This window comes from Nocardiopsis sp. B62 (assembly GCF_018070675.1).
In the GTDB taxonomy this organism is placed as follows: Bacteria; Actinomycetota; Actinomycetes; order Streptosporangiales; family Streptosporangiaceae; genus Nocardiopsis; species Nocardiopsis prasina.
Genome location: NZ_JAGPXK010000003.1, coordinates 73,126 through 95,672, shown reverse-complemented (window position 1 = coordinate 95,672; position 22,547 = coordinate 73,126). Strand labels below are relative to the sequence as shown.

Here is a 22,547-nt window from a genome sequence, read left to right as displayed (position 1 = left end):
TCGAACGGGCGCGGGGCACGAGGCCCCGGCTCGATCTCGGCGACGGCAGCGGCCGGGCACCCCTGGGGCCCGGCCTCCGTCATGTGGCCCCCGCACCGGTCCTACGGCTGCAGGACCGTCCACGGCGGCGCCGGGCGAGGTCGGTGCGATCAGGCCGCGGACTCGTCCCGTCCCGCCGCGGCCTTCTCGGCCAGACGGCGCAGGGCCGAACGGGCGACCTCGGGGTCGGCCGTGCCCCAGTAGGGCGGCAGTGAGGCCCGCAGGAAACCCCCGTACCCGGCGGTGGCCAGTCTTGGATCCAGGACCGCGATCACCCCCCGGTCGTCGGTGGAGCGCAGGAGGCGACCGGTGCCCTGGGCCAGTAGCAGCGCGGCGTGGGTGGCCGACACCGACAGGAAACCGTTGCCCCCGTGCGCGGAGACGGAGCGCTGGCGTGCCGAGGCCAGCGGGTCGTCGGGGCGAGGGAAGGGAATGCGGTCGACGATCACCAGCTGGAGCGAGGGCCCCGGCACGTCCACGCCCTGCCACAGGGACAGGGTTCCGAACAGGCAGGAGCGTTCCTCCTCGGAGAAGCGGCGGACCAGCTGCCCGGTGGAGTCCTCGCCCTGGCACAGGATGGGCTGGTCCAGGCGCTCGCGCAGCTCGTCGGCGGCCTGCTGGGCGGCGCGCATCGAGGAGAACAGGCCGAGGGCGCGGCCGTCGGAGGCCTCGATGAGCTCGGCGATCTCGTCGAGGTAGGCGTCCGAGAGCCCGTCCCGGCCCGGTTTGGGCAGGTGTCGGGCGACGTAGAGAATGCCGCTGCGGCCGTGGTCGAAGGGCGACCCCACGTCCAGTCCGCGCCAACGGGGCTCCCCGGCTGCCCGGTGCGGACCGTCCTCGTCGGCGTCCTGCGTCGTCTCGCCCCCCGGGGCGCCCGGGGTCGGGGCGGACTCGGCCACGGTTGCTTCGCGGGCGGCCCGTTCGGCGGCCTCCTGGGTGACCTCTCGGCCCAGCCCCCACTGCCGGGCCAGGGCGCCGAAGTCGCCGCCCAGGGTGAGGGTGGCGGAGGTGAGCACCACGGTGCGGTCGCCGAAGAGCTTCTCCCGGAGCAGACCGCCCACGGCGAGCGGGGCGACGTTGAGTGTCGGCGGACGCGCGGGGACCTTGGTGAGCCAGACGATCTCGGTGCGGTCGCGCAGCGGCGGCTCGAAGGACTCCAGGATCCGTTCGGCCGCCTCACGGACCTCGGCGAGAGCGGCCAGGGCCAGACGGCGGTCGGAGGCGGTGTCCGGGTCGAGCTCGCCCGGGGAGGGGCCGATCGCGGCGACGCAGGCGGCGGAGGCGTCACGCGCCGCCGCCACAGCCCCCGCGAGGCCCTCGTCGATGTGGTCCAGGCGCCCCTCGGGCACCTCGGTGAACATCAGGGCCAGCCCGTCCGCGCACTCGCTGAGCCGTTCGCTGATGCCCGGTTCGACCAGGCGGGCGGCGCGCTTGGCGGCGGTGGTGACGCTGCGTTCGGTGAGGCTTCCGGTGGCCACGGAGGTGGCCCGGTCGACGAGTTCGTGCGCCTCGTCGATCATGATCGTGTTGTGCTCGGGCAGGATGTGGTAGCCCTGCGACATGTCGATGGAGAGCATGGCGTGGTTGGTGACCACCACGTCCACGCCGGTGGTGGCCTCGCGGGCGAACTCGGCGAAGCACTCCTGGCCGAAGGAGCACACGCGGGCGCCCATGCACTCGTTCCCGCCCACGGAGACCTGGCGCCAGGCCAGGTCGCTCACGCCGGGCACGAGTTCGTCGCGGTCCCCGGTGAGGGTCTCCTCCGCCCACTCGTGCACGCGGGCGACCTGGCGACCCAGTGAGGAGAGCTGGCGGGCGTCGAAGAGCTCGCTGCCCTCGGCCTCCTCGTCCGAGGCGGTCTGCATGCGGTTGCGGCAGAGATAGTTGCGGCGCCCCTTGAGCACCGCGAACGTGGGTTCGCGGTGCAGCAGCGGGGACAGCGCTCGGGCCAGGCGCGGCAGGTCGCGGTCGATCAGCTGGTTCTGGAGCGCGATGGTCGCGGTGGAGACGACCACGGGGGTCCTCGTCGCCATCGCGTGTCTGATCGCTGGCACCAGGTACGCCAGGGACTTGCCGGTGCCGGTACCGGCCTGGACCACCAGGTGTTCGCGTTCTTCGACCGCCTCGGCGACGGCGCCTGCCATGGTCTGCTGACCCTCTCGGCTGCTGCCGCCCAGGGCCTTGACGGCCGCGCCGAGCAGAGTGGGAACGTCGGGGAGATCTGCCACGGATCGACAGTACCCGCCGGTGACGACAGGTTCGGCGTCGTCCACAGGCACGGTTCGCGGCCCGGCCCGGTGGCCGGGCGGCGAACTCCGGGTCAGACCAGGGTGCGGACCAGCGCCTCCAGCTGGTCCATGGACTCTCCCGCGCCGGTCTCCATGCCGGAGGCGAGCATGCCGTCGCGGTCCTCCACGCTCTGGAAGACGGCGGTGGAGGTGTAACGCGTGCCTCCGTCGGCCTCCTCCAGGCGGTGGGTCTCCATCAGGACGTGCCCGGGCATGCCCTCGAACTCGAAGGTCTGGGTGAAGCTCCCGGGCGCGCTCACGTCGTGGATGACGCCGTGGAAGGCGTACTCCTGCCCGTCCGTGTCGCGCTCGACGATCCGCCAGTTCCCCTGGGAGCGGAAGTCGTACCGGTCGATGACGGTCTCGGTGTCCTTGAGGCCCCACCACTTCGGCAGCAGTCCGGGGTCGGTCATGGCACGGAAGACGACGTCACGGGGTGCGTCGAAGGTGCGGGTCATCACGATGTCCTGACGGCCCGGCTCGGCGACGATGCTGAGGTCACTCATGGCTCTGTTCTCCTCCGGTACTGCTCTGCAGCCTGCGTAGTTCCTCGTCCAGGCGGGCGAAGCGCCCCTCCCAGTGGTCCCGGTAGCGGTCCACCCACTCGTTGACCTGCTCCAACGGTGCTGAGTCCAAACGGCAGGGGCGCCACTGGGCCTCCCGCCCCCGGGTGATGAGTCCGGCCCGTTCCAGGACCTTCAGGTGCCGGGAGACCGCCTGGAGGCTGATGTCGAACGGTTCCGCCAGGGTGTTGACAGTGGCCTCGCCCTCCGCGAGCCGGGCGAGGATCGCCCGACGGGTCGGGTCCGCCAGTGCGGCGAAGGTGAGGCTGAGCGGGTCGTCCGCCATCTGCGCATTCAACCTTTCTGTTAATCAACCAACATGTTGATTATGCGCCCGCAGTATCCCCGGGTCAAGGGCACGCGGGGGCGACGGCCCGCCGTCAGGCGTGCCGCACACCCCTCGGGTCGCTCACCGTGGCTTCGACACCGGCGTCGGCCAGCTCGGAGAGTTCGGCGGCCAGCAACGACCTTGCGGCGTCGCTCAGCCCGGACACCCGTTCCAGGGCCACACTCACCGAGGTCACCCGTGCGTCGTCGATCGCCTCCTCCAACCGGGAGACCACCTGCTCCGCGGCGAGGAAGTCGATCTCGCCCCGCAGCCGCACGTCGAGCCGGCTCCCGTCCCTGGTCACGCTGTGCATCGGGGAGGGCGGTTCCGAGGGAGTCTGGAGCATGTGCAGGTCGTAGTCGTCGGAGAGCCGCTCCAGGGCGGCCACCCCGCGCACGCTGTTGCCCGCGTCGTCCAGCGGCGGGCTGAACACCCCCACACCGAACGCGCCCGGAGCGGCCGCGAGGATGCCGCCGCTCACCCCGCTCTTGGCCGGGATGCCGACCCGCAGCCCCCACTCCCCCGCGTGGTCGTACATGCCGCAGCTGGACATGATCGAGAGGGTGTGCCGCGCGGTGCGCTGGGAGACCACCCGCTCCTCCGTCACCGGGTTGACCCCGCCGACCGCCAGCGTGGCGGCCATGACCGCCAGGTCGCGCACGGTGACGCTGAGGGAGCACTGGCGGAAGTAGTCCTGGACGGCGTCCTCGACCTGCCCCACCAGCACTCCGCCGGCCAGGCTCAGGTACCCGAGGGCACGGTTGCGGTGTCCGGTCTCGGCCTCGGAGCGGAACACGTCCTCGTCCACTTCCAGCTCGCGACCGGCGAAGGACGACAGGACCGACCGGATGCGGTCGAAGCGCCTGTCGGGCTCCGCGCTCTCCACCAGGGAGGTGGTCACGATGGCCCCGGCGTTGATCATGGGGTTCTCGGGACGACCGTGCTCGTCGAGGCTGATCGCGTTGAAGGGCTCACCGCTGGGTTCGGCGCCGACGTGTTCGTGCACCGTGTCCAGCCCGAGCTGCTCCACGGCGATCGCGTACACGAAGGGCTTGGAGATCGACTGGATGGTGAACGGGAGCTCGGACTCCCCCACGCAGTAGGAGCGGCCGTGCGCGCTGACCGCGGCGATCCCGAACAGTCCGGGATCGACACCCGCCAGTTCGGGGATGTAGTCCGCCAACCGACCACCGGTGAGCCCGGCGACCTCCTCGCGGATCTTGTCCAGCACCTGGCTGACGGGGCTGGTCTCGTCGGCGGATTCGTGGTCCATCCGCCCAGTCTAGGAAGGCGGGAGCGCGCACTGTCCCCGGCCACGCGGGTGGTGGCCCGCCCAACAGGCAGGGTGACCCGGAAACGAAGAAACGACCCGGCGAGCGCCTTCACGCGGAAGCAGGGGCGGCCGGGTGCGTGAGCTCCCGCGAGCGCACACCGGGCGACAAGGGGGTCGCCCCCGAAGATGCGACGCAACGACGCGGCGGGGCGGCGGGGCGGCGAAGTGAGTAGGCGCCCCAGAGGGCGCACAACAAGGGCTCGGGGGTCGCTCCCCCCGAGCCCTCGAAAACAGGAACGGACCGCGGCGAGGAGGACGAAGTCCCCCGAGCAGCAGCCCGTTTCTCGTGGAGCTATGGGGATTCGAACCCCAGACCTCCTCCATGCCATGGAGGCGCGCTACCAACTGCGCCATAGCCCCGTGTGCCTTGCGGCGACGGTCCGATTCTATCGGATGTACGGCGGTGCCGTGAACATCTTTCGAGTCACACCGCGGGTGTTCGACGCCGTTCCGAGTTCACCGGGCCTTCAGCCGGGACACCCCCATGTTGGACATGCCCGTTTCCGGGGTACCGGATGGTGGCTTGAGTCTGGAAATCCCCCGAATGAGAGGCTTCCCCCGGATGCGTGTCCGTTTCCTGATCCCGACGGTGCTCACAGCGCTCCTCTTGGCGCTGGGGGCGTTCCCCGTGTCCGCCGCACCTCAGGGCACCCTGTCCCTGACCGAGGGCGAGGACTTCACCTTCGCCTACTCCACCTCCGAACCGCACGCCACCAACTGGATCGGGCTCTACCGCTCGTCCGGCGGCGGGCCCGTGGACGAGGAGTACGTGGCTCCCTCCCTCGTCTGGGAGTACGCGCCCGAGTCCGAAGGGACCGTGCGGCTGTCCGCCGACTCCCTGGAACCCGGCTCCTACACCGCCTTCCTTTTGGCACGTGACGGCTACGCGTGGCTGGCAGAACCGATCGAGGTGCGGCTGTCGGCCGAAGGTCCGATCTCCTTCCCCGTGGAGGAGGCCACGCTGCACAACGCCCGCCAGGGTCAGGCCTACGAGGCGCACTTGGGCGGACTGGTCTCGGGTGCGGGTGCCGAGTTCACGAAGGTGAGCGGGGACGCCTGGGTCGAGGTCGCCGCGGACGGAACCCTCTCAGGCACCCCGCGCGCCTCGGCTCGACGTGAGCCGGGTGTCTCCCGCCCCGACCGCTCCTCGGCGACGGTGACGGTGGAGGCCACCGGCGAGGACGGCTCCTCCGCGCGCCTGGACGCCACCATCCCCGTGCGCCGCCACAACGAGCCGCTGGTCGACGAGTTGGGCGTCATGAGTCTCAACACCTGGCACGGTGGCACGCAGGTCAACGGCTACCACGAGAAGCAGGTGCGCTTCCTGCTGGAGAGCGGCGCCGACGTCGTCGGGCTCCAGGAGACGCAGGGCACGCACGCGGCCCGACTGGCGCAGGCCCTTGGCTGGCACCACTGGCAGGGGTCGGGCAGCCTCGGGGTGATCAGCCGGTACCCGATCGTCGAGGAGTACGGCGAGGTCAACGCCTCCGGCGGCGTGCGGATCGCCTTGGACGGCGAGGAGTCCCAGGTCAACCTGTGGAACGTGCACCTGGGATACACCCCCTACGGTCCCTACGACTTCTGCTTCAACGGCATGGACGTGGACCGGGTCCTGGAGCGTGAGGCGGAGTCGGGTCGCACCCCGCAGATCACCGACACCCTGGCCGCGATGTCCGACCAGGTCGACGCCGCCGACGAGGTACCCGTGCTGCTCGTGGGTGATTTCAACGCGCCCTCGCACCTGGACTGGACCGATGAGCTGAGGGAGAAGAACTGCGGGTACGCGGACGTGCCCTGGCCGACCTCGGTGCTGCCGACGGAGGCCGGGTTCACGGACTCCTACCGCGCGGCCAACCCGGACCCGGTGAGCTCTCCGGGTCTCACCTGGTCACCGCTCTTCCCGTTCCACGAAGGCTCCACCGGCCCCGTGGAACCGCAGGACCGGATCGATTTCGTCTACCACGTGGGTGACCTCACGGTCCGGGAGTCTCACGACCTGGTCGTCGGGGACCCCACACCGGCCCCGGAGCACGCCGACAACGAGTGGACCACGGACCACGCCGCGGTGCTGACCTTCTACTCGCTCACCTCCTAGGCGCTGCGCCCCTCCCGGTCCGGGGAGGGGCGCGGACCCTCCCTTCCGGCATCCGTGAGGGCGGGCGGGACTCCCGGTACCTTGGGACGACGGCGCCAAGACGCTCTGGGGGAGGAGAGTCCGGTGAGCGACGAAGGGAACCCGCACGTCGCCGCCCTGCTCCGTTGGGAGGAGCACGGCGCTCTGTGGCGGGTGGTGGCACGCACCGGCGGCACGGTGACCGTGTCGATGCTCACCTGCGACGGCGGTACCGAGGTGGACCGCGTCACCTCGGACGACCCCGAACTCCTCTCCTTCCTCGGCCAGCGAACCAGCTCCGAAGAGCCGATCAGCCCTGATCCTCGGCGATGGACCTGATCCCCTCCAACCTGCGGTCCCAGGCGGCGGCGATGCCGCGCAGGTCCCGTCCGACCTCGTCGAGGCGGGCGCCCTCCACCTCGTGAAGGACCGAGCGCCCGCTGCGCCTCGTGCGCACCAGCCCGACCGCGCGCAGGACCTCCAGGTGCTTCACGATCGCCTGCCTGGAGACGGGCAGCTCCCGGGCCAGCTCCGAGGCGGAGGCGGGCTCCCTGCCCAGCCGGACCAGGATGCTCCACCGGGTGTCGTCCCCCAGGGCGGCGAAGACCGGGGGCAGTGCGGTGTCCACGGCCTCATCTCCCCCGCGTGGCGGAGAGATGCTCGGTGAGGGTGGTGAGTCCGCCGTTCCAGCCCTCGAGTTCCACGGCGGCGTTGTCCGCCGCGTCACCGAACCGCGCCGCCAGGGCGTCGAACCCCACCTGGGTGACGGTGAGCAGACTCCCCGTACCCGAGGCCCTGACCTCGAAGGTCACCAGGGTGCTGTCGTCCGCCCCGGGATCGGTCCCGGGCTCCATGGCGATCCGGTAGGCGAACCTGCGCGGCGCGTCCACCTCGACGACCCCGCCCCGGAAGGTGCCGTGCTCGGCCCAGCGCAGCTCCATCGGTGCTCCCGCGCGGGGTTCGAAATCGGCGCCGTCGAAGGCGTACCAGGCCGCGAAGTGCTCCGGCGTCGTCAGGACCTCCCAGAGCCGCTCCGGGCTGGCCTCCACGTGCACGGTGCGTTCGACCGTCAGCGGATCGAGCAGACCGCGTGCGGCGGCGAGCTCGATCTCCCACCCCTCGACCTGTCCGGCGACGTGGCGGCGCAGTTCGGTCTCGGCCAGACCCAGCCCCTCGAACCCGCTCTCCACGACCGTCAGCGTCACACCGCCCGGCCGCTCACGAATCCGGATCTCCACCTGCGTGGACTGATCGTCGTCCACCCTGCCGACCCAGCTGAACACGGCGTGGTGTGGCGGATCGAGCTTCTCCGTCCGCACCCGGAACACCCCGTGCGTGGGGTCGTGCACGAGGTGCACACCCTCCTCGACCTCCTCGATTCGGTGGTCGACCACCCGGCCGTCGTTGATGAACCATCCCGGCCGCGAGACGAGCCCCCAGACCCGCTCCGCGGTGGCGTCGATGTCCACCTGTCGTTCGATCCTGTCCATACCAACCCCCCTTGTGCAACCCCAGGATTGCACATGAGCCAGCCAAACTGCAACCAATACATTGCATAATCCTTGTGCCGATCAGTCCATCCGGACTAAAATCCGTCCATACGGCCTAACTCGTTCGGAGCCCCCCATGACCCCACTCCTGTGGTCCGGAGCCGTCGGCTCCTGGCTGTTCGTCGCCGTCTTCCTGCTGGACGGCCTCACCCGACCCGGGTACCATCCGCTCAGGCAACCCGTCAGCGCCCTCGCTCTCGGACCGCGCGGCTGGATCCAGACGACCAACTTCGTCCTCTGCGGTCTGCTGATCGCGGCCGGGGCGACAGCCCTGCCCACCGCCACCGACGGCTATGCGCTGGCCCTGGGCGCGGGAGTGCTCGGACTCGCCCTGGTGGCCTCGGGAATCTTCCGCATGGACCCGATGCGCGGTTACCCGCCCGGCACCCCGGACTCCACCCCGGAGGAGTACTCCACACGGCACCAGGCGCACGACTGGGCGGGCACGGTGGTGTTCCTGCTGCTGCCAGGGGTCGCGCTCATCGCGGTCCTCGAACTCGCGGACCCGGCCTGGAAGGTGGGATCGGGGATCGTCGCCGCGGCGTCCGCCGTGGCAGTCGGCGCCTTCGGCCGACTGTGGGAGCAGGACTCGCCCAGGGTGGGCCTGGTGCAGCGAGCCGCGATCACCGTCAGTCTGGCCTGGCTCGGCTACCTGTTCGCCCATGGGGCGACTGTCTGAAGTCCGCCGCGTGATCACGCGCCCACTGCCGGAAGGTGCGTGCGGGCCGCCCGAGGGCGTCCATCGAGGTCGGCACCGCCTCCGGTTGCAGGACCTCCAGGTCCCCGGGGTCCGACTCGCCACCGGAGTAGTCCTCGAAGCCCAACAGGAAGTCCGCGTTGCCGGCCGCGAATCCGCCCTGGGTCAGGTAGTCCTTCCTCGCCGTGTGGGCGTCGACCACCTCGAAGCGCACCGGTTCCCCGATCGCCTCCGCGATCGCGGCCACCTGTTCCCGGCGGCTCACCAGATCCGGGCCGTTCAGGGTGTACGCCCGTCCGGCGTGCCCATCCCCCGTCAGTGCGGCCACCGCGACGTCCGCGATGTCCCGTTCGTGCACCGGGTACCAGGCCTCCTCCGGCAACGGGTCCCTGACCGTCCGTCGGCGCCTGATCGAAGGCCCCCACAGCCACAGCTTGTTCAACGCGAACTCCCCCGGAACGCACGTGCGTCCATGCAACCAGGGGTCGAACACTCGATCCAGCCACAGACGAGACGCCACATGAGGACGGCGGCGCCGGACTCCGGATGGACGGACAGAATCCACCAGCGCCAGCCAGGCACGAGCGAGGTGAGCGGAAGCACCCACGCGGCCACAGACCAGACGCGTCACAGAAACAGAAGGAAGCGTGGGTTGAACGGGGATCCGGGCGATCACATCAGCCGTGGACGAGCCGCCTCGGTGAGCGCGGCCACGCGCGAGCAGGGGCGGCGAGGTGCGCGAGCTCCAGCGAGCGCACACCGGGGGGTTTGGGGGGTCGTCCCCCCAGAGAAACGACGAAACGACCCGGCGAGGAGGACGAAGTCCCCCGAGCAAGGTCGCTTCGGAGTGAAGTGGAGCTATGGGGATTCGAACCCCAGACCTCCTCCATGCCATGGAGGCGCGCTACCAACTGCGCCATAGCCCCTGGTAGGCCGGGCGGTTTCCCCGCTCGGCACACTTCAACTCTACAGGAAGTCAAGGGTGGGTCGGACCAGGATGAAACCTTGGATGGCCTTCTGGTGTTCCCCGGCGTGGGGGCTGGTCTCGGTCGGGCCGAATACTCTGGTGGCGTGGCCGAATCAAAGCTTGAAATCCAGATGCTGCATGACCGCCTGTTGGTGAAGACGGTCCCGGACAAGAGTGAGCGGCGCAGCAGCGCGGGTCTGGTCATCCCGGACACGGTGAAGCTGGCGACCCGGTTGGCTTGGGGTGAGGTGCGCGGCGCCGGAACGGGCGCGCGTCACGTGAAGACGGGTGACCGTGTGCTCTTCGATCCCGAGGAGCAGGGTGAGGTCGAGTTGAACGGTGAGCGTTACGTGATCCTGCGGGAGCGGGACGTCCACGCGATCGCGAACGAGGCGCCCGATCGGGGCACCGGTCTGTACCTGTGAGGTTCGACCGGCCCCGAGCGGTCAGTCCGCCCTTCACCGCGAGACGGCCTTGACCAGTGACATCAGGCACATGTTGTGTGCCTCGAAGGCGGGGACCCTGGCCGTGGTCACGTGGAGCCAGCCCGCGTAGAGGGTGGACCACATGAGCTGCTGTGCCCACAGCGGCGTGATCCGGGGGTCGATGGTGCCGTCCTCGTGCCCGCGCTCGACGATCTCGTAGAGGGCGAGGTCGCTGGGCCCGCACTCCTCCTCATCCTGTGCCTGCACGGTCTCGTCTCCGGCGAAGGAGAGCATGGCGGTCTGGCGGAGCGCGAAGTACTCGGACACGAGTCGCGAGAAGGCCTCGATGGCGGTGCCCTCGGTGGTGCGTGCGCGTTCGGTGGCCTCGTTGGCCAGTTCGTCGGTGTAGTCGACGAGGGCGGCCACGAGGTCGGCGCGTTCGGGGAAGTAGCGCTGGAGCGTACTCCGCGCCACCCCGGCGCGTGTGGCCACCTGGGACAGTGGCGCGGCTCGGTTCTCGCCCAGCACGTCGACGGCGGCGTCGAGGATCGCCCGGCGGGTTCGGGCGCGGGTTCTGGTCTCTTCCTCAGAGGGAGCGCTCTTCACCATGCCCTCATAGTAGGGGCGTCGGTAATCTGTTGACAATAATCGGGCACCTATGACCTAATTTCATCCATGACTGCTCATCCACCGGTAGAACATGCCCCACCCGACCCTTCGGACAGAACCACGCAGGAGCCGCGCTTCGCCCAGTTGAGGGTGCTCTGGTCCTTCGTCCGCCCGTACCGGAGCAAACTCCTCCTGGGCCTGGTCCTCGCCCTGTTCGGCTCGGCCCTGGAGCTGGCCAACCCGATGGTGGTCAAGCTCGTTCTGGACACCATCTCCGACGCGGGCAGCCTCGCGATGCCCATCGCGATCCTGCTCAGCCTGTTCTGCGTCGGTCTCGTCACCGGCCTGTGGCACTGGATCGTGCTCGGGACCGTCGCCGAGAAGGTCGTCCTGGAGGCCCGCACCTCCCTCGTCCGGCGCTACTTCCGGGCAGCCCTGTTCCCGATGTCCAAGCGCTCCTCCGGCGAACTCGTCACGAGGGCCACCTCGGACACCGTCCTGCTGAAGGAGGCCGCCTCCAGCAGCATCATCAGCCTGGTCAACGGCGGTGTCCTGATGATCGGGACCCTGGTCATGATGGGCGTCCTCGACCTGGTCCTGCTGAGCGTCACCGTCGTCGCGGTGGTCGTCGTCACGGTCCTGTTCCTCACTCTGATGCCCGCCATCGCCAGGGCCCAGGAGAGAGCCCAGAACTCCCTCGGGCTCATGGGCGGGGTGCTCGACGGCTCCCTGCGCGCGATCCGCACGGTGAAGGTGAGCCGGGCCGAGGAGCGTCTGGGCTCGCAGATCCTCGAACACGCCGAGGACGCCACCCGGCACGGCATCCGCTCGGTCCGGCGCGAGGCCCTCGCCTGGACCATCGCCTTCGGCGGCGTCCAGCTGGCAATCATCGCCATCCTCGGTGTGGGAGCGATGCGGGTGGCCTCGGGTGAGATCGCGGTCTCCACTCTGGTCGCGTTCCTGCTCTACGCCTTCACCCTGATGAACCCAGTCATGGAGCTCTCCCAGAGCGTGACCACCCTCCAGTCGGGGATCGCCGCCGCCAAGCGCATCCGCGAGGTGGAGGCCATCCCGCTCGAACCGACCGCCGAGGGCCCGAGCGGTTCCGTTCCGGGGACCGGCGACGGTCACGGGGGGCCGCTGTTGGAGCTGCGCGGGGTCACCGCCCGGTACGCGCCCGGGGCGACCCCCGCGTTGGAGGGGGTCGACATGGCCATTCCCAGACGCGGGCACACCGCGATCGTCGGTCCCTCCGGAGCCGGAAAGACCACGGTCCTGTCGCTGCTTCTACGGTTCCTGGAACCGGAGGAGGGCCGGATCACGGTCAACGGCACGCCCTACCGCGAACTGTCCCCGCAGCAGGTGCGCGGTCACTTCGCCTACGTCGAGCAGGACACCCCTGTGGTGCCCGGCACCATTCGCGAGAACCTGCTGTTCACCAACCCGGAGGCGACGGAGGACGACGTCCGGCGGGTCCTGGACGACGTCCTGCTGGCCGAGAAGGTCGCGGCCCTGGAGGAGGGCCTGGACACTCCGCTGGACGCCAGTTCGGTCTCCGGGGGCCAGCGCCAGCGCATCGCCCTGGCCCGGGCCCTGCTCGGCTCCCCGGACGTGCTGCTCCTCGACGAGGCCACCTCACAGGTGGACGCGATCACCGAGGCCGCCATCACCCGCAGCGTCCGCAGGCACGCGGACCGGGCGGCCGTGGTCACCATCGCGCACCGGCTGTCCACGGTGATCCACGCCGACCGCATCCTGCTGCTGGAGGACGGGAACATCCGCGCGCAGGGGACCCACGGGCAGCTTCTGGAGCAGGACGACCTGTACCGGAACCTGGTCTCCGCCCTGCACATCGCCGAGACCGAGGACCGCGACGAGGAGTTGGCCTCGGGGGCGCCGTCCGTGTGATCGGCGTTCCGGTGGCGAGTACGGGCTCGGGGCCCCGTACCCGCGAGTGGCGGCGAAGAGCGGGTCAGCGGCCGGGTTCGGCGGCGACCGGGCGACATTCGGAGGCCTCCCCCACGTCGAACACCGCGTCGCAGGAGTCCCGTACCGAGGAGTCGTGGGTGGCGATCACCACCGAGCAACCCTCCTCGGCCATCTCCGCCAGGGTGTCGATGACCATGGCGCCGTTGTCCTGGTCCAGGGCCCCGGTGGGCTCGTCGGCCAGGACCAGGCGGGGCCGCTTGACCAGGAGCCGGGCCAGCGCCACGCGCTGCTGCTCACCACCGGACAGGTGGTGCACCGGCTCCCGGTCCCGCCCGGCCAGACCGACACGGTCGAGCGCCTCCGCCTGCCGCGCCCGGTCACGGCGGACCACGTCGAGGTTCTGGCGCACGGTGGCGTTCTCGATCAGGGCGTAGTTCTGGAACAGGTAGCCGAGGTGGTCCCTCCGGAAGCGCCGTCGGCGCCCGGGTCCCAACCTGGTGACGGACCGGCCGTAGAAGAGGATCTCCCCGGAGTCGGGGGCCTCCAGGAGTCCGAGGCAGTTGAGGAGCGTGGTCTTGCCGCTGCCGGACGGCCCGACCAGCGCGAGCGTCTCGCCGGGACGGATGTCGAGGTTCACGCCCTCCCACAGGACGCGACGCCCGAAGGCCTTGCCCAGGTTGAGTGTGTTGATCACGCTGTGCTCCTTGGGATGGTCGGCCGGATCATGCCTGGGAGGCGCCTTCACGCACCACGCGGCGGTGGAAGCCCACGAGGGTGGCGGTGACGAGCAGGAGGCCGGACACGGCGATGGCCGCCGCGAGGAAGGGCTGGAGTGCGAGGGCCGCCGCTGGTTCGCCGGTCACCGGGTTGGCCGGGTCGGCGTGCCAGGCGAGCTCGGCCCGGGTGCGCCAGAGGGCCCAGCCGACGAACAGCGCGGCCAGGGCGCCCTCCATCACGAGGAGCCTCCGGTGGATGGCGAGGAACCCCCACCCGGCCAGGTGGCGCGCGAAGATCTTCTGGGCCCGGGCGCGGACGTGGATCACGCAGACGGAGACGGCGGTCATCAGCAGCACGACCGTGGCCGCCGACAGGTTGAAGGTCTGGAGCCGCAGGTCGTGGACGAGCTGGGTCTGGATGTCCGCCGCGCTGGTGACGACCATCTGGAGGCCGTTGACGTAGGTCGAGAAGGGCGGTCGCGCGATCGACGCCTCGGCGAAACCGGGATCGGGGAAGACCAGTCCCCCGCTGGTCGCGTAGGAGACGTAGGTGTGGTCGTCCAGGACGTCGCCGTCGGGCAGGACCACGATCACCGGGTCCTCCAGGTGGGACCGGCTGTGGAAGTCCCCGGGCAGGTCCGAGCCGTAGGTGAAGATCCGCTGTCCGGTCGCGATGGTCGCGGTCCGGAACCCCTGGGCCGGTTCCCCACCGACGAACCGCAGCCAGGAGCCGAACCCCTCCAGGAGGGCGCCGGCCTCCTTGGCCCGGTCCTCGGGGATGAGGAGGCGCACCCCGGGTTCCCTGCCGAGGCGTCGCCCGTCGGCGGCGGTCACCACCTGCTGCTCCAGGTAGGTGTCGTTGACCACCAGGACGTCGAAGTCGGGGCGCGGTCTGCCGGGCGGCACGAGGTTCTCGCCCCTCTCCCGCGCGGTCAGGACCAGCTGGCCCTCCGTGTCGGCCTGGCGGAGCCAGCCCGCGACGAGACCCTCCATGTCCTCGCGCTCGTCCGTCAGGTCGACGCTTCCGGACAGGGTGACCCGCGATGCCTGCCCCGCCTGCTCGTAGCTGTCGAGGCTCTGCTCCTGGGCGCGCACGTTCTGGGCGGAGACAACGACGTGCCCGATCACCACGAGCACGAAGACCAGTGCCGGAACCCGCACGAGGTAGGCCCCGGCACCGGCGAGACGGGCGGGCAGCCTCCCCTTGAGGGCGCCCAGGATGTCGGTGGCGTGCACCATGGCCAGTGCGAAGGCATGGGCGACCAGGGCCGCGCCGACAAGCAGGGCGAGGAGCTGTCCCGAGATCGCGGCGAACAGGCCGAGCTGGGACCAGCGGTTGTGGAGGTACAGGGCCAGAAGGACCAGGGCGACGGCGCTGAGGCCGAACCCGAGGTGGAACCGGGCCAGCTGGGCCAGGTCGCGCCCGAGGATGCCCGCGTAGGAGTGTCCCTGAAGACGCAGCACACCATAGGAACGGGCGTTGAGGAGGACCCCTGAGGCCGTGACCGTGACGGCGAACAGCAGGAGGATGACCAACGCGGTGTCGAGGTCGCCGCCGTACCGGTAGAGGTCGGTCCAGTTCAGTTCCTGCGCGCCGACGCTGGAGACCTCGCGGAGACCGATCCCGGCGAGCTCCTCCTCGAACCGCTGGGTGTCCGCCTCCGACCCGAAGACCAGGTAGAACCCGCGCGGATCGGGTTGTTCGAGGTCGGCGAAGGGACGGACGTCCGTGCGCATCGTGTGCCCGAAGGAGGGGTAACCGTCCTCCAGCCAGTCCGCGGCGGGCGCCCCGGGCGCACCCGCCGCCAGGTACAGGTGGCGGGCGTTGCCGGGATCGCGGAGGTCGGGCGTGTGCAGTGCGACGGAGACCCCGGTCTCCTCCGCGAACCCCTCGACCGTGTCGACGATCCGCGCGAGATCGGCGTCTCCGCTGTTGCTGTTCACCCAGACCACGCCGGAGGGAACCGTGATCGCCATTTCCTCATAGGTGCGAACCGTGACAAAGGCGAGAAAGGCCGCGACCAGAAGGAGAACGAAATGCGTGAAGGTGACACTTCGGTGCAGCACCGAACACTCCGAGGGGTAGGGGGACAAAGGGGCGGGGACCCGACGCCCCTCAGGTCAGCACGTGCCGACTTCGTTGTTCCAGTAGGTGGCGTTGTTCTTCTTCGCACGCGGGGCGCTCGCGTACGACCACCGGCCCGCGGGCGCCTTGCCCACGGACCTGTAGGTGCCCACGGCGGTGGAGGTGTGGCACACGGTCTCGTGGAGGTAGTTCGAGTAGACGTGGGACGACGTCATTCCCTCGTCCCACTTTCCACCACCGACATTCTGGATTCGGGCAGCAACCGGACCAACAGCGGCGAAAGCGAGAAATCCGGACAGAATAACCACGAGAGACGTACGCTGAAAGCTGCCCACGAATTCATCCTCTTCTCGGATCGACGACCACTCACGAGTAGACCAGAGAATGCACGTCCATTCGCGAGAAATCAAGAGGGAAGCGACAGCGCGGGCCGAAGGGGAAACCCATCACCCGCACCCACCATGGGCCTCGGAGAACGCGAGCAAGCCAGGCGCCTCAATGAGCGCGGCCAACAGATCGACGCCCAACCCACGCGCCGAACGGGGAACCGCACACACGCACCAGCATGAGCAAAGGCCGTACCCGAGCCACAGACAGGACAACCGATGAGCAGGACCACGAGCAGATCGACGCCCAGCCCACTCGCCGAACAGGAACCGCACACGTACGGGAGTGCGAGACGCCTCAGCGAGCCCGAGCAAAGGCGTCGGCCAAGCACGGTCGAACGGAAGCCGTCCACGCGCCCCAACCAGAGCACGGCAACCAACAGGCCTGTGTGCCCAACCACGCGCGGGCCGAACGGAAAGCCGGACGATCACACCGGCCATGGACGAGCGCCTCGGTGAGCGCGGCCACGCGCGAGCAGGAGCGGCGAGGCGCGCGAGCCCCAGCAAGCGCACACCGGAGGGCTCGGGGGCGTCCCCCCAGAGAAACGACGAAACGACCCGGCGAGCGCGTTCACGCGCGAGCGGGGGCAGCGAGATGCGCGAGCCCCAGCGAGCGCACAACCGGGGGGCTCGGGGGGTCGTCCCCCCGAAAACAGGAACGGACTGCGGCGAGGAGGACGAAGTCCCCCGAGCAGCAGCCCGTTTCTCGTGGAGCTATGGGGATTCGAACCCCAGACCTCCTCCATGCCATGGAGGCGCGCTACCAACTGCGCCATAGCCCCTTGTGGGAGTCGTTGGGGCGTGTGCCCTTCCGACTCCCTGAACCTTAGCGGAAGATGGGCGGTTCGTCGAAACGGGTTCAGGCGTCGTCGCTGAGCACCACGGGCTCGGGGAGGCTGGCGGCGTTGTGTTCCATGAGGCGCCAGGTGTCTGCCCGGGTCTGGAGCACGGACCAGCACGCGTTGCTGAGCGGGCCGAGGATCTCCCGTTGTTCGTCGGGGATGCCGAGCATGCGGGTGATGCCGATCCGCAGGGCCGCCCCGTGGCTGACGACGACCAGGAGACCGCCGGGCGGGGTCCTGTCGATCCCCCGGTGGATGGCGGCGTACATGCGGTCCCCGACGTCGGAGATGTGTTCGCCGTCGGGGATGTCCATGCGGGGGTGTTCGACGGGCCAGCGTTCGGCGAGTTCGGTGGCGGTGTGCCCCTCCCAGGAGCCGCCGAAGCGTTCTCGGAGGCCCTTGTCGTACTCCATCGGGAGTCCCGAGGACCGCGAGAGGTACCCGGCGGTGTCCGCGGCCCTTTTGAGGTCGGACGCGACGATGACGTCGGGGGCCAGGGTGGCGAGCAGCCGACCGGCCCGTTCGGCCTGGGCGTGGCCGACCGGGTCGAGGTCGATGTCGGTCTGTCCCTGGAATCGTTTCTCGACGTTCCAGGCGGTGCGTCCGTGCCGCCAGAACAGCACACGGGGCGCGTCAGTCACGTGTTGTGTCCTTCTTGTTCGGCGACCGGACGGCCGCGGAGGTTACGGCTCGTCCAGGGGGGTGCGCTCGGCGCCCCGGGCGGTCTCGGGGAGTTCGATCTCCGGGCAGTCCTTCCAGAGGCGTTCGAGGCCGTAGTAGCCGCGCTCCTCCTCGTGCTGGATGTGGACGACGATGTCGGCGTAGTCCAGGAGGACCCAGCGGCCGTCGCGCTCGCCCTCGCGACGCAGGGGCTTGGCGCCGGAGTGGATGCGGAGCTGGTCCTCGATCTCGTCGACGATGGCGCGGACCTGGCGGTCGTTGGGCGCCGAGCACAGGACGAAGGCCTCGGTGATGACGAGCTGGTCGCTCACGTCGTAGGCGATGATCTCCTGGGCGAGCTTGTCGGAGGCCGCCTCTGCGGCGACCTTGACGAGTTCCAGGGCCCTGTCGGTGGCTGTCACGTTGTGCCTGCTGCCTTACTTGGTCGGGATGCGGGTCCGCGTGGCGCGGTCAGGACTCCAGGTAGAGCCCGGTCTTGTGGATGTAGCGGACGATGCCGTCGGGTACGAGGTACCAGATGGGTTCGCCCTTGCGGACGCGTTCGCGGCACTCGGTGGAGGAGATGGCGAGCGCGGGGACCTCCACCAGGGAGACCTTGCCCTCGGGCAGGCCGGTGTCACTCAGGTGGTGTCCCGGCCGGTTACAGCCTACGAAATGTGCGAGGTCGAAGAGTTCGTCAACGTTGTGCCAGCTCAGAATGGCGCCCAAAGCGTCGGCCCCGGTGATGAAGAAGAGCTCCACGTCCGGGCCGTAGGCGGCGCGCATCTGGCGGAGGGTGTCGAGGGTGTAGGTGGGACCGGAACGGTCGATCTCGACGCGGTCGACCCTGAACTGGGGGTTCTCGGCGGTCGCGATGACCGTCATGAGGTAGCGGTCCTCGGAGGGGGTGACCTTGTCGAGGTCCTTCTGCCAGGGTTGGCCGGTGGGCACGAAGACCACCTCGTCGAGTCCGAAGAGGTGGGCGACCTCACTCGCGGCGACGAGGTGCCCGTGGTGGATGGGGTCGAAGGTTCCGCCCATGATTCCGACACGGGTCGGCGCGGAGCCGTCCCGTCTCACGGGTGAGCTCCCTCCGTGGGAGCCGCCGGTGGCCTGGTGTGTCACTGTGCGCTCCGTTTCGCCGTGGCGCTGCCGTCTTGCCGGTTTCGGCCAACCGAGGTTAGCCGACCCTGGCGGGTGTCGGCCCTCTCCCGGGCGCGTTACTCCCGGATCAGCTGAAACAAGGGCCGGGACGCAGTACTTCCCGTGGGGTTCGTGAAACTCCGGGGAGTCAAGTCATATCTCGATGGCCCGGAACCGTGGCCAACGGGCATCGTGCCGCATAGCATGCCGTTATGGCCAACTCACCAGACCGCGTACGCGTCCGGCTCACAGACATCTCCCCACGTGCCTACGAGCACCCCGCCGACCGTGGCGCCCTGGTCGCGCTGCGATCGCTGTCGGGCTTCGACACCCTCGTCAAGTCCCTGTTCGGTCGGGTCAACGAGCGCTCGCTCCGCCTGATGTTCCTCTCCAGTGCCGTGCGGGTCAGCCCCACGCAGTTCCCGGAGCTGCACGACTACCTCCGCGACGCCGCCTACGTCCTCGACCTGGACGAGGTGCCCGAGCTCTACGTGAAGATGGACCCCCAGCCCAACGCCATGGCGATCGGCCGCAAGAAGCCGTTCATCGTCATGACGACCGGTCTGTTCGATCTCTTCAACGACGAGGAGAAGCGGTTCGTCATCGGCCACGAGGTCGGTCACGTGCTGAGCGGGCACTCCGTGTACCGCACCATGCTCCTGCTGTTGGTGTGGCTCTCCACCAAGATCATGTGGATTCCGCTGGGCGCGATCGCGATTCAGGCGATCCTGGCGGGTCTGCGGGAGTGGCAGCGCAAGTCCGAGCTCTCCAGCGACCGCGCCGGCCTGCTCGCCTGCCAGAATCCCGAGGCCGCCAAGCGCGCCCTGATGAAGCTGGCCGGCGGCTCGAACCTGTCCCAGATGAACCCGGACGCGTTCATGGAGCAGGCCCGCGAGTACGAGGGCGGCGGCGACGCCGTGGACAGCGTCCTCAAGCTGATGACCACCATCCCGCAGAGCCACCCGTTCGCGGTGGTTCGGGTGGCCGAGCTGCACCGGTGGATCGAGAGCGGCGACTACCAGCGGGTCCTGGACGGTGAGTACGCGCGCCGCTCCACCGACCGTGACGCCAGCGTCTCGGAGGAGGCGAGCAACGCGGCCAACTCCTACCGCGAGGGCTGGAGCCGTTCCTCCGACCCGCTGGTGAAGACCATCCGGGACGTGGCGGGCGGCGCCGGGCGCGCCGGTGGCCAGATCTTCGACACGGTGGCCGACCGCTGGCGGGGCGGCCAGAACGGCGGCGCCGAGGGCGGCGGCGACCAGAACGGCAACGGCAACAGCAACTAGCCTCACCTCGTCCTACGGGGGTGGTGCTCGGTCCGGCCGGGTACCGCCCCCGTGGTGTGTCCGGGACCCCGTGGGGGCGCGGTCAGCCCCAGCCGCTGGCGAGCGTGTCGCGCACCTCGCGCCACGCGGCGCGTTCGGGGTCGATGACGGCGAAGTGGTCGATGCCGGGGACCTCCCGGTAGTCGACCGGGTCCCCGGCTGCTTCGGCAGCCGCCACGTAGTCGCGGCTGTGCTGGACCGGTACTCGCTGGTCGACGTCCCCGTGGACCAGCAGCTGCGGAAGGCCGAAGGGCAACTGGTGCAGCGGGGAGGACTCGGTGTAGAGGGCGGGTGCGGGGTCGGGGCCCAGGAAGGGTGCGACGGCTCCCTCCCCCAGTTCGGCCTCCGCGCAGCGGCGCAGGTCGGTGATGGGGGCGATGGCGACCACTGAGGTCACCAGGGAGTCCGCGGCCGTCATCAGGGCAAGGTGTCCCCCGGCCGAGTGGCCGATCGAGACCACGCGTGAGGAGTCCAGGTCGGGGTCGCGATCGGCGGTGGCGGCGAGGAGATCGAGGGCGCGGGCGACGTCTTCCCTGGTCTGCGGCCAACCACCGCCGTCCTCGCCGGTGCGCCGGTACTCGACGTTCCACACCGCCCACCCGGAGGCGGCGAGGGCGCGGGCGATCGGGTCCATGAGGTGGGCGTCGTGCAGGTCGCGCCACCAGCCGCCGTGTAGGAGGACCGCCACGGGCGCGGGGCCCTCGGCGCCCTCGGGGTCCCAACGGTGGACGATCTGGCTGGGATGCTCACCGTAGGACGTCGTCACCGTGGTCCTCCCTTGCTCGTGGCCAGTCCCGTTCCGGCTCAGAGGCGCCCGAGGGCGCCACCTCCGGTGCCGGGTGGCCGGTGTCTCGGAGGAACGTAGCAGGTCAAGCCGGGGGCGTGGTCCGCCGGTCCGGCCCGTGGGCGGTCTGCGGCCCGAGGTGGCTTCGGGGATCCGGCGTCGGCGCGCAGTATTGGTGACGACCGTCAAGAGACCTGCATGGAGAGTTTTCCACAGTGCGCCCAACCACCGGCGAAGGCGGGGACCAGACCGGGCACGTGGGCGAGGGCCGCTATCGTGTCCGCGTGACGCCCAACAGTGACCGGACAGCCGGGACCGACACCGATCCCCTGCCGGACACCCCTGAGGGTTCCTCAACGGACATCGAGCGGCGGCGGCCGCGGTCCCTGATCGTCTCCTTCTTCGGCTCCTACGCCCGTGACGTGGGCGGGTGGATCGGGGTGTCCGACCTCATCGCGCTCATGGCCGGCCTCGACGTGGACGGCCCAGCCGTCCGCTCGGCGGTGTCGCGGCTCAAGCGCCGGGGCTTGTTGACCCCCGAACGCCTGGGCGGGGTGGCCGGGTACCGTCTGTCCGACCAGGGGCGACGCACCCTCGCCGAGGGCGAACAGCGCATCTTCGGCCACCGGGTCGCCCGCGTGCAGGACGGCTGGGTGCTCGTGGTCTTCTCGGTGCCCGAGTCCGAGCGGCGCCGCCGCCACGCCCTGCGCGCGCAGCTCACCCGGCTCGGCTTCGGCACCACCGCCGCCGGAGTGTGGATCGCCCCCGCCCACCTGGCGGAACAAGCCCGCGCCGCGCTGCGCGATCTCGGACTGGAGGAGCACGCGGAGCTGTTCCACGCCTCCTACCTGGACTTTCGCGATCTCACCGCGTCCGTGTCGCGCTGGTGGGACCTGCCCGCACTCCAGGCGATGTACCAGGGGTTCCTCGACGAGCACGAACCCGTGGCGACAGCATGGCGCCGCCGGGGCGCCCGCACGCACCAGGAACCAGGACTGCGCGCGGCGGCCTTCGCCGACCACCTGCGGGCGGTGGACGCGTGGCGGCGGATGCCCTTCCTCGACCCGGGCCTGCCCCCGGAACTGCTCCCCGACCGCTGGGCGGGCAGCCGGGCGGCTCGGGTCTTCTTCGAACTGCACGCCCTGCTGTGCGGACCGGGCCTGGAGCACGTCCGCGCCGCGGCGACCCTCGACCCCACGACCTCGTAGGAGTCCGTCCCACCACCTCGTCGCACCGATGGCCCCCAGGCGACCGGCCCGGGGATCACGGCGACGCCCGACCAGTTCGACAAGGGCGTCCGGCTCGAACAACTCGGGCCACCCCCAGCAGAGCCGTCGCGGGGTCGTGGCGGCCCAGGTGGGCACGGTGGGCGCGGCCGACGTCGCGGAGCGCTGCCCGTTATCCGAGGACGTCGGTGGTGTGGATGGTGAGGCTCACGAGGTGCTCGGGGGCTCCCCCGCAGGCCCGGAGGGCGGTGACGACATTGCCGAGGGCCACCCCGAACTGGTCCGGCAGGGTCCGGGCGGCCGGTGTCCCGACCGGCCCTCAGGCGATCTGCCCGGCAGATGGACGGCGCGCCCGGGTGCGGGCCCACCGCGTGCGAGAAGCCGGAGGCGGGGCCGAGTTCGGGCGGGTTGACCAGCGCGGGCGGGGTCGGGGGCCGACTCGCCGGTTCCACGTTGCTCCCGTTCCACCAGTGCCCCTTCCACTCGGGCTCCCGACGGCCGGTGAAGGCCAAGCGGAAGTCCCGGTGGAGTTCGAAGT

Annotated in this window: 22 protein-coding genes and 3 tRNA genes; 7 read left to right on the top strand and 18 right to left on the bottom strand. The window is 70.2% G+C overall.

What is annotated here, in order from left to right; all coding sequences use genetic code 11:
- Positions 1 to 149 precede the first annotated feature (149 nt).
- From KBX21_RS04545 to KBX21_RS04525, 5 genes are all read right to left on the bottom strand, one after another.
- Positions 150 to 2,267: an ATP-dependent DNA helicase gene (locus KBX21_RS04545; protein ID WP_210841069.1), complete on the bottom strand. Its 2,118-nt coding sequence runs from the start codon at positions 2,265 to 2,267 to the stop codon at positions 150 to 152.
- A gap of 92 nt (positions 2,268 to 2,359) precedes the next feature.
- A complete protein-coding gene (locus KBX21_RS04540) occupies positions 2,360 to 2,833 on the bottom strand; it encodes an SRPBCC family protein (RefSeq protein WP_049565831.1) in 474 nt (157 codons plus the stop codon).
- Positions 2,826 to 3,176, bottom strand: coding sequence for a helix-turn-helix transcriptional regulator (locus KBX21_RS04535; protein WP_210841068.1), 351 nt, complete (start codon positions 3,174 to 3,176; stop codon positions 2,826 to 2,828). The genes KBX21_RS04540 and KBX21_RS04535 overlap by 8 nt, the downstream gene beginning before the upstream one ends.
- 94 nt (positions 3,177 to 3,270) lie before the next feature.
- Positions 3,271 to 4,491: a glutaminase A gene (gene glsA, locus KBX21_RS04530; RefSeq protein WP_049565836.1), complete on the bottom strand. Its 1,221-nt coding sequence runs from the start codon at positions 4,489 to 4,491 to the stop codon at positions 3,271 to 3,273.
- A gap of 347 nt (positions 4,492 to 4,838) precedes the next feature.
- Positions 4,839 to 4,911, bottom strand: a tRNA-Ala gene (locus KBX21_RS04525).
- Between the two features lie 202 nt (positions 4,912 to 5,113).
- Between KBX21_RS04525 and KBX21_RS04520 the strand changes: the two genes are divergently transcribed.
- A complete protein-coding gene (locus KBX21_RS04520) occupies positions 5,114 to 6,646 on the top strand; it encodes an endonuclease/exonuclease/phosphatase family protein (RefSeq protein WP_210841067.1) in 1,533 nt (510 codons plus the stop codon).
- Between the two features lie 123 nt (positions 6,647 to 6,769).
- Positions 6,770 to 7,003, top strand: a complete 234-nt coding sequence (locus KBX21_RS04515; RefSeq protein ID WP_210841066.1) for a hypothetical protein — start codon at positions 6,770 to 6,772, stop codon at positions 7,001 to 7,003.
- On the opposite strand, the gene KBX21_RS04510 is transcribed toward KBX21_RS04515, so the two are convergent.
- Both KBX21_RS04510 and KBX21_RS04505 read right to left on the bottom strand, forming a co-directional pair.
- Positions 6,975 to 7,292, bottom strand: coding sequence for a metalloregulator ArsR/SmtB family transcription factor (locus tag KBX21_RS04510; protein ID WP_210841065.1), 318 nt, complete (start codon positions 7,290 to 7,292; stop codon positions 6,975 to 6,977). The genes KBX21_RS04515 and KBX21_RS04510 overlap by 29 nt on opposite strands.
- A gap of 4 nt (positions 7,293 to 7,296) precedes the next feature.
- Positions 7,297 to 8,154, bottom strand: a complete 858-nt coding sequence (locus tag KBX21_RS04505; protein WP_210841064.1) for an SRPBCC domain-containing protein — start codon at positions 8,152 to 8,154, stop codon at positions 7,297 to 7,299.
- 136 nt (positions 8,155 to 8,290) lie between these two features.
- On the opposite strand from KBX21_RS04505, the gene KBX21_RS04500 reads away from it, so the two are divergent.
- Positions 8,291 to 8,893 carry a DUF998 domain-containing protein gene (locus KBX21_RS04500; RefSeq protein ID WP_210841063.1) on the top strand — a complete coding sequence of 201 codons (603 nt, stop codon included), beginning with the start codon at positions 8,291 to 8,293 and terminating at the stop codon, positions 8,891 to 8,893.
- Here KBX21_RS04500 and KBX21_RS04495 read toward each other — a convergent pair.
- Positions 8,844 to 9,353, bottom strand: a complete 510-nt coding sequence (locus tag KBX21_RS04495; RefSeq protein WP_247665229.1) for a hypothetical protein — start codon at positions 9,351 to 9,353, stop codon at positions 8,844 to 8,846. The two genes, KBX21_RS04500 and KBX21_RS04495, sit on opposite strands and share 50 nt — an antisense overlap.
- 411 nt (positions 9,354 to 9,764) lie before the next feature.
- Positions 9,765 to 9,837 (bottom strand) — tRNA-Ala (locus tag KBX21_RS04490).
- 172 nt (positions 9,838 to 10,009) lie between these two features.
- On the opposite strand from KBX21_RS04490, the gene KBX21_RS04485 reads away from it, so the two are divergent.
- Positions 10,010 to 10,303: a co-chaperone GroES gene (locus tag KBX21_RS04485; RefSeq protein WP_017545236.1), complete on the top strand. Its 294-nt coding sequence runs from the start codon at positions 10,010 to 10,012 to the stop codon at positions 10,301 to 10,303.
- Between the two features lie 33 nt (positions 10,304 to 10,336).
- Here the strand turns inward: KBX21_RS04485 and KBX21_RS04480 are convergent, their stop codons facing one another.
- Positions 10,337 to 10,912, bottom strand: a complete 576-nt coding sequence (locus KBX21_RS04480) for a TetR/AcrR family transcriptional regulator (RefSeq protein WP_210841062.1) — start codon at positions 10,910 to 10,912, stop codon at positions 10,337 to 10,339.
- A 150-nt stretch (positions 10,913 to 11,062) separates the two neighbouring features.
- Between KBX21_RS04480 and KBX21_RS04475 the strand changes: the two genes are divergently transcribed.
- Positions 11,063 to 12,820, top strand: a complete 1,758-nt coding sequence (locus tag KBX21_RS04475) for an ABC transporter ATP-binding protein (protein ID WP_049565858.1) — start codon at positions 11,063 to 11,065, stop codon at positions 12,818 to 12,820.
- A gap of 64 nt (positions 12,821 to 12,884) precedes the next feature.
- Here KBX21_RS04475 and KBX21_RS04470 read toward each other — a convergent pair whose 3' ends face one another.
- The 7 genes from KBX21_RS04470 to nadD all read right to left on the bottom strand — a co-directional run bounded on the left by KBX21_RS04470 (position 12,885) and on the right by nadD (position 18,611).
- Entirely contained in the window at positions 12,885 to 13,535 is a 651-nt protein-coding gene (locus KBX21_RS04470; RefSeq protein WP_049565861.1) for an ABC transporter ATP-binding protein, read from the bottom strand.
- A 28-nt stretch (positions 13,536 to 13,563) separates the two neighbouring features.
- Positions 13,564 to 15,534, bottom strand: coding sequence for a bacteriocin-associated integral membrane family protein (locus KBX21_RS04465; protein WP_210841061.1), 1,971 nt, complete (start codon positions 15,532 to 15,534; stop codon positions 13,564 to 13,566).
- A 144-nt stretch (positions 15,535 to 15,678) separates the two neighbouring features.
- The gene (locus tag KBX21_RS04460) at positions 15,679 to 15,951 is read right to left on the bottom strand and encodes a lactococcin 972 family bacteriocin (protein ID WP_234003812.1); all 273 of its coding nucleotides are present in this window, start codon (positions 15,949 to 15,951) and stop codon (positions 15,679 to 15,681) included.
- A gap of 787 nt (positions 15,952 to 16,738) precedes the next feature.
- A tRNA-Ala gene (locus KBX21_RS04455) sits at positions 16,739 to 16,811 on the bottom strand.
- A 77-nt stretch (positions 16,812 to 16,888) separates the two neighbouring features.
- On the bottom strand, positions 16,889 to 17,512 hold the full coding sequence (locus tag KBX21_RS04450; protein ID WP_049565869.1) for a histidine phosphatase family protein: 624 nt from the start codon (positions 17,510 to 17,512) through the stop codon (positions 16,889 to 16,891).
- 42 nt (positions 17,513 to 17,554) lie between these two features.
- Complete coding sequence (gene rsfS, locus KBX21_RS04445) at positions 17,555 to 17,953, bottom strand: ribosome silencing factor (RefSeq protein WP_049565872.1); 399 nt, start codon at positions 17,951 to 17,953, stop codon at positions 17,555 to 17,557.
- A 49-nt stretch (positions 17,954 to 18,002) separates the two neighbouring features.
- Positions 18,003 to 18,611 carry a nicotinate-nucleotide adenylyltransferase gene (gene nadD, locus KBX21_RS04440; protein ID WP_304413744.1) on the bottom strand — a complete coding sequence of 203 codons (609 nt, stop codon included), beginning with the start codon at positions 18,609 to 18,611 and terminating at the stop codon, positions 18,003 to 18,005.
- Positions 18,612 to 18,886: 275 nt separating this feature from the next.
- On the opposite strand from nadD, the gene KBX21_RS04435 reads away from it, so the two are divergent.
- Entirely contained in the window at positions 18,887 to 19,960 is a 1,074-nt protein-coding gene (locus KBX21_RS04435) for a M48 family metallopeptidase (protein ID WP_049565876.1), read from the top strand.
- A gap of 82 nt (positions 19,961 to 20,042) precedes the next feature.
- Here KBX21_RS04435 and KBX21_RS04430 read toward each other — a convergent pair whose 3' ends face one another.
- Complete coding sequence (locus KBX21_RS04430) at positions 20,043 to 20,765, bottom strand: S9 family peptidase (protein ID WP_210841060.1); 723 nt, start codon at positions 20,763 to 20,765, stop codon at positions 20,043 to 20,045.
- Positions 20,766 to 21,067: 302 nt separating this feature from the next.
- On the opposite strand from KBX21_RS04430, the gene KBX21_RS04425 reads away from it, so the two are divergent.
- Positions 21,068 to 21,991 carry a PaaX family transcriptional regulator C-terminal domain-containing protein gene (locus tag KBX21_RS04425; RefSeq protein WP_210841059.1) on the top strand — a complete coding sequence of 308 codons (924 nt, stop codon included), beginning with the start codon at positions 21,068 to 21,070 and terminating at the stop codon, positions 21,989 to 21,991.
- Positions 21,992 to 22,547: the final 556 nt, after the last annotated feature.

Bases quoted from the DNA above. Each gene is read 5' to 3' on its own strand.
- KBX21_RS04540 (WP_049565831.1), bottom strand. From the start codon at position 2,833: ATGAGTGACCTCAGCATCGTCGCCGAGCCGGGCCGTCAGGACATCGTG.
- KBX21_RS04535 (WP_210841068.1), bottom strand. From the start codon at position 3,176: ATGGCGGACGACCCGCTCAGCCTCACCTTCGCCGCACTGGCGGACCCG.
- glsA (WP_049565836.1), bottom strand. From the start codon at position 4,491: ATGGACCACGAATCCGCCGACGAGACCAGCCCCGTCAGCCAGGTGCTG.
- KBX21_RS04520 (WP_210841067.1), top strand. From the start codon at position 5,114: ATGCGTGTCCGTTTCCTGATCCCGACGGTGCTCACAGCGCTCCTCTTG.
- KBX21_RS04505 (WP_210841064.1), bottom strand. From the start codon at position 8,154: ATGGACAGGATCGAACGACAGGTGGACATCGACGCCACCGCGGAGCGG.
- KBX21_RS04500 (WP_210841063.1), top strand. From the start codon at position 8,291: ATGACCCCACTCCTGTGGTCCGGAGCCGTCGGCTCCTGGCTGTTCGTC.
- KBX21_RS04485 (WP_017545236.1), top strand. From the start codon at position 10,010: ATGCTGCATGACCGCCTGTTGGTGAAGACGGTCCCGGACAAGAGTGAG.
- KBX21_RS04480 (WP_210841062.1), bottom strand. From the start codon at position 10,912: ATGGTGAAGAGCGCTCCCTCTGAGGAAGAGACCAGAACCCGCGCCCGA.
- KBX21_RS04465 (WP_210841061.1), bottom strand. From the start codon at position 15,534: ATGGCGATCACGGTTCCCTCCGGCGTGGTCTGGGTGAACAGCAACAGC.
- KBX21_RS04435 (WP_049565876.1), top strand. From the start codon at position 18,887: ATGGCCAACTCACCAGACCGCGTACGCGTCCGGCTCACAGACATCTCC.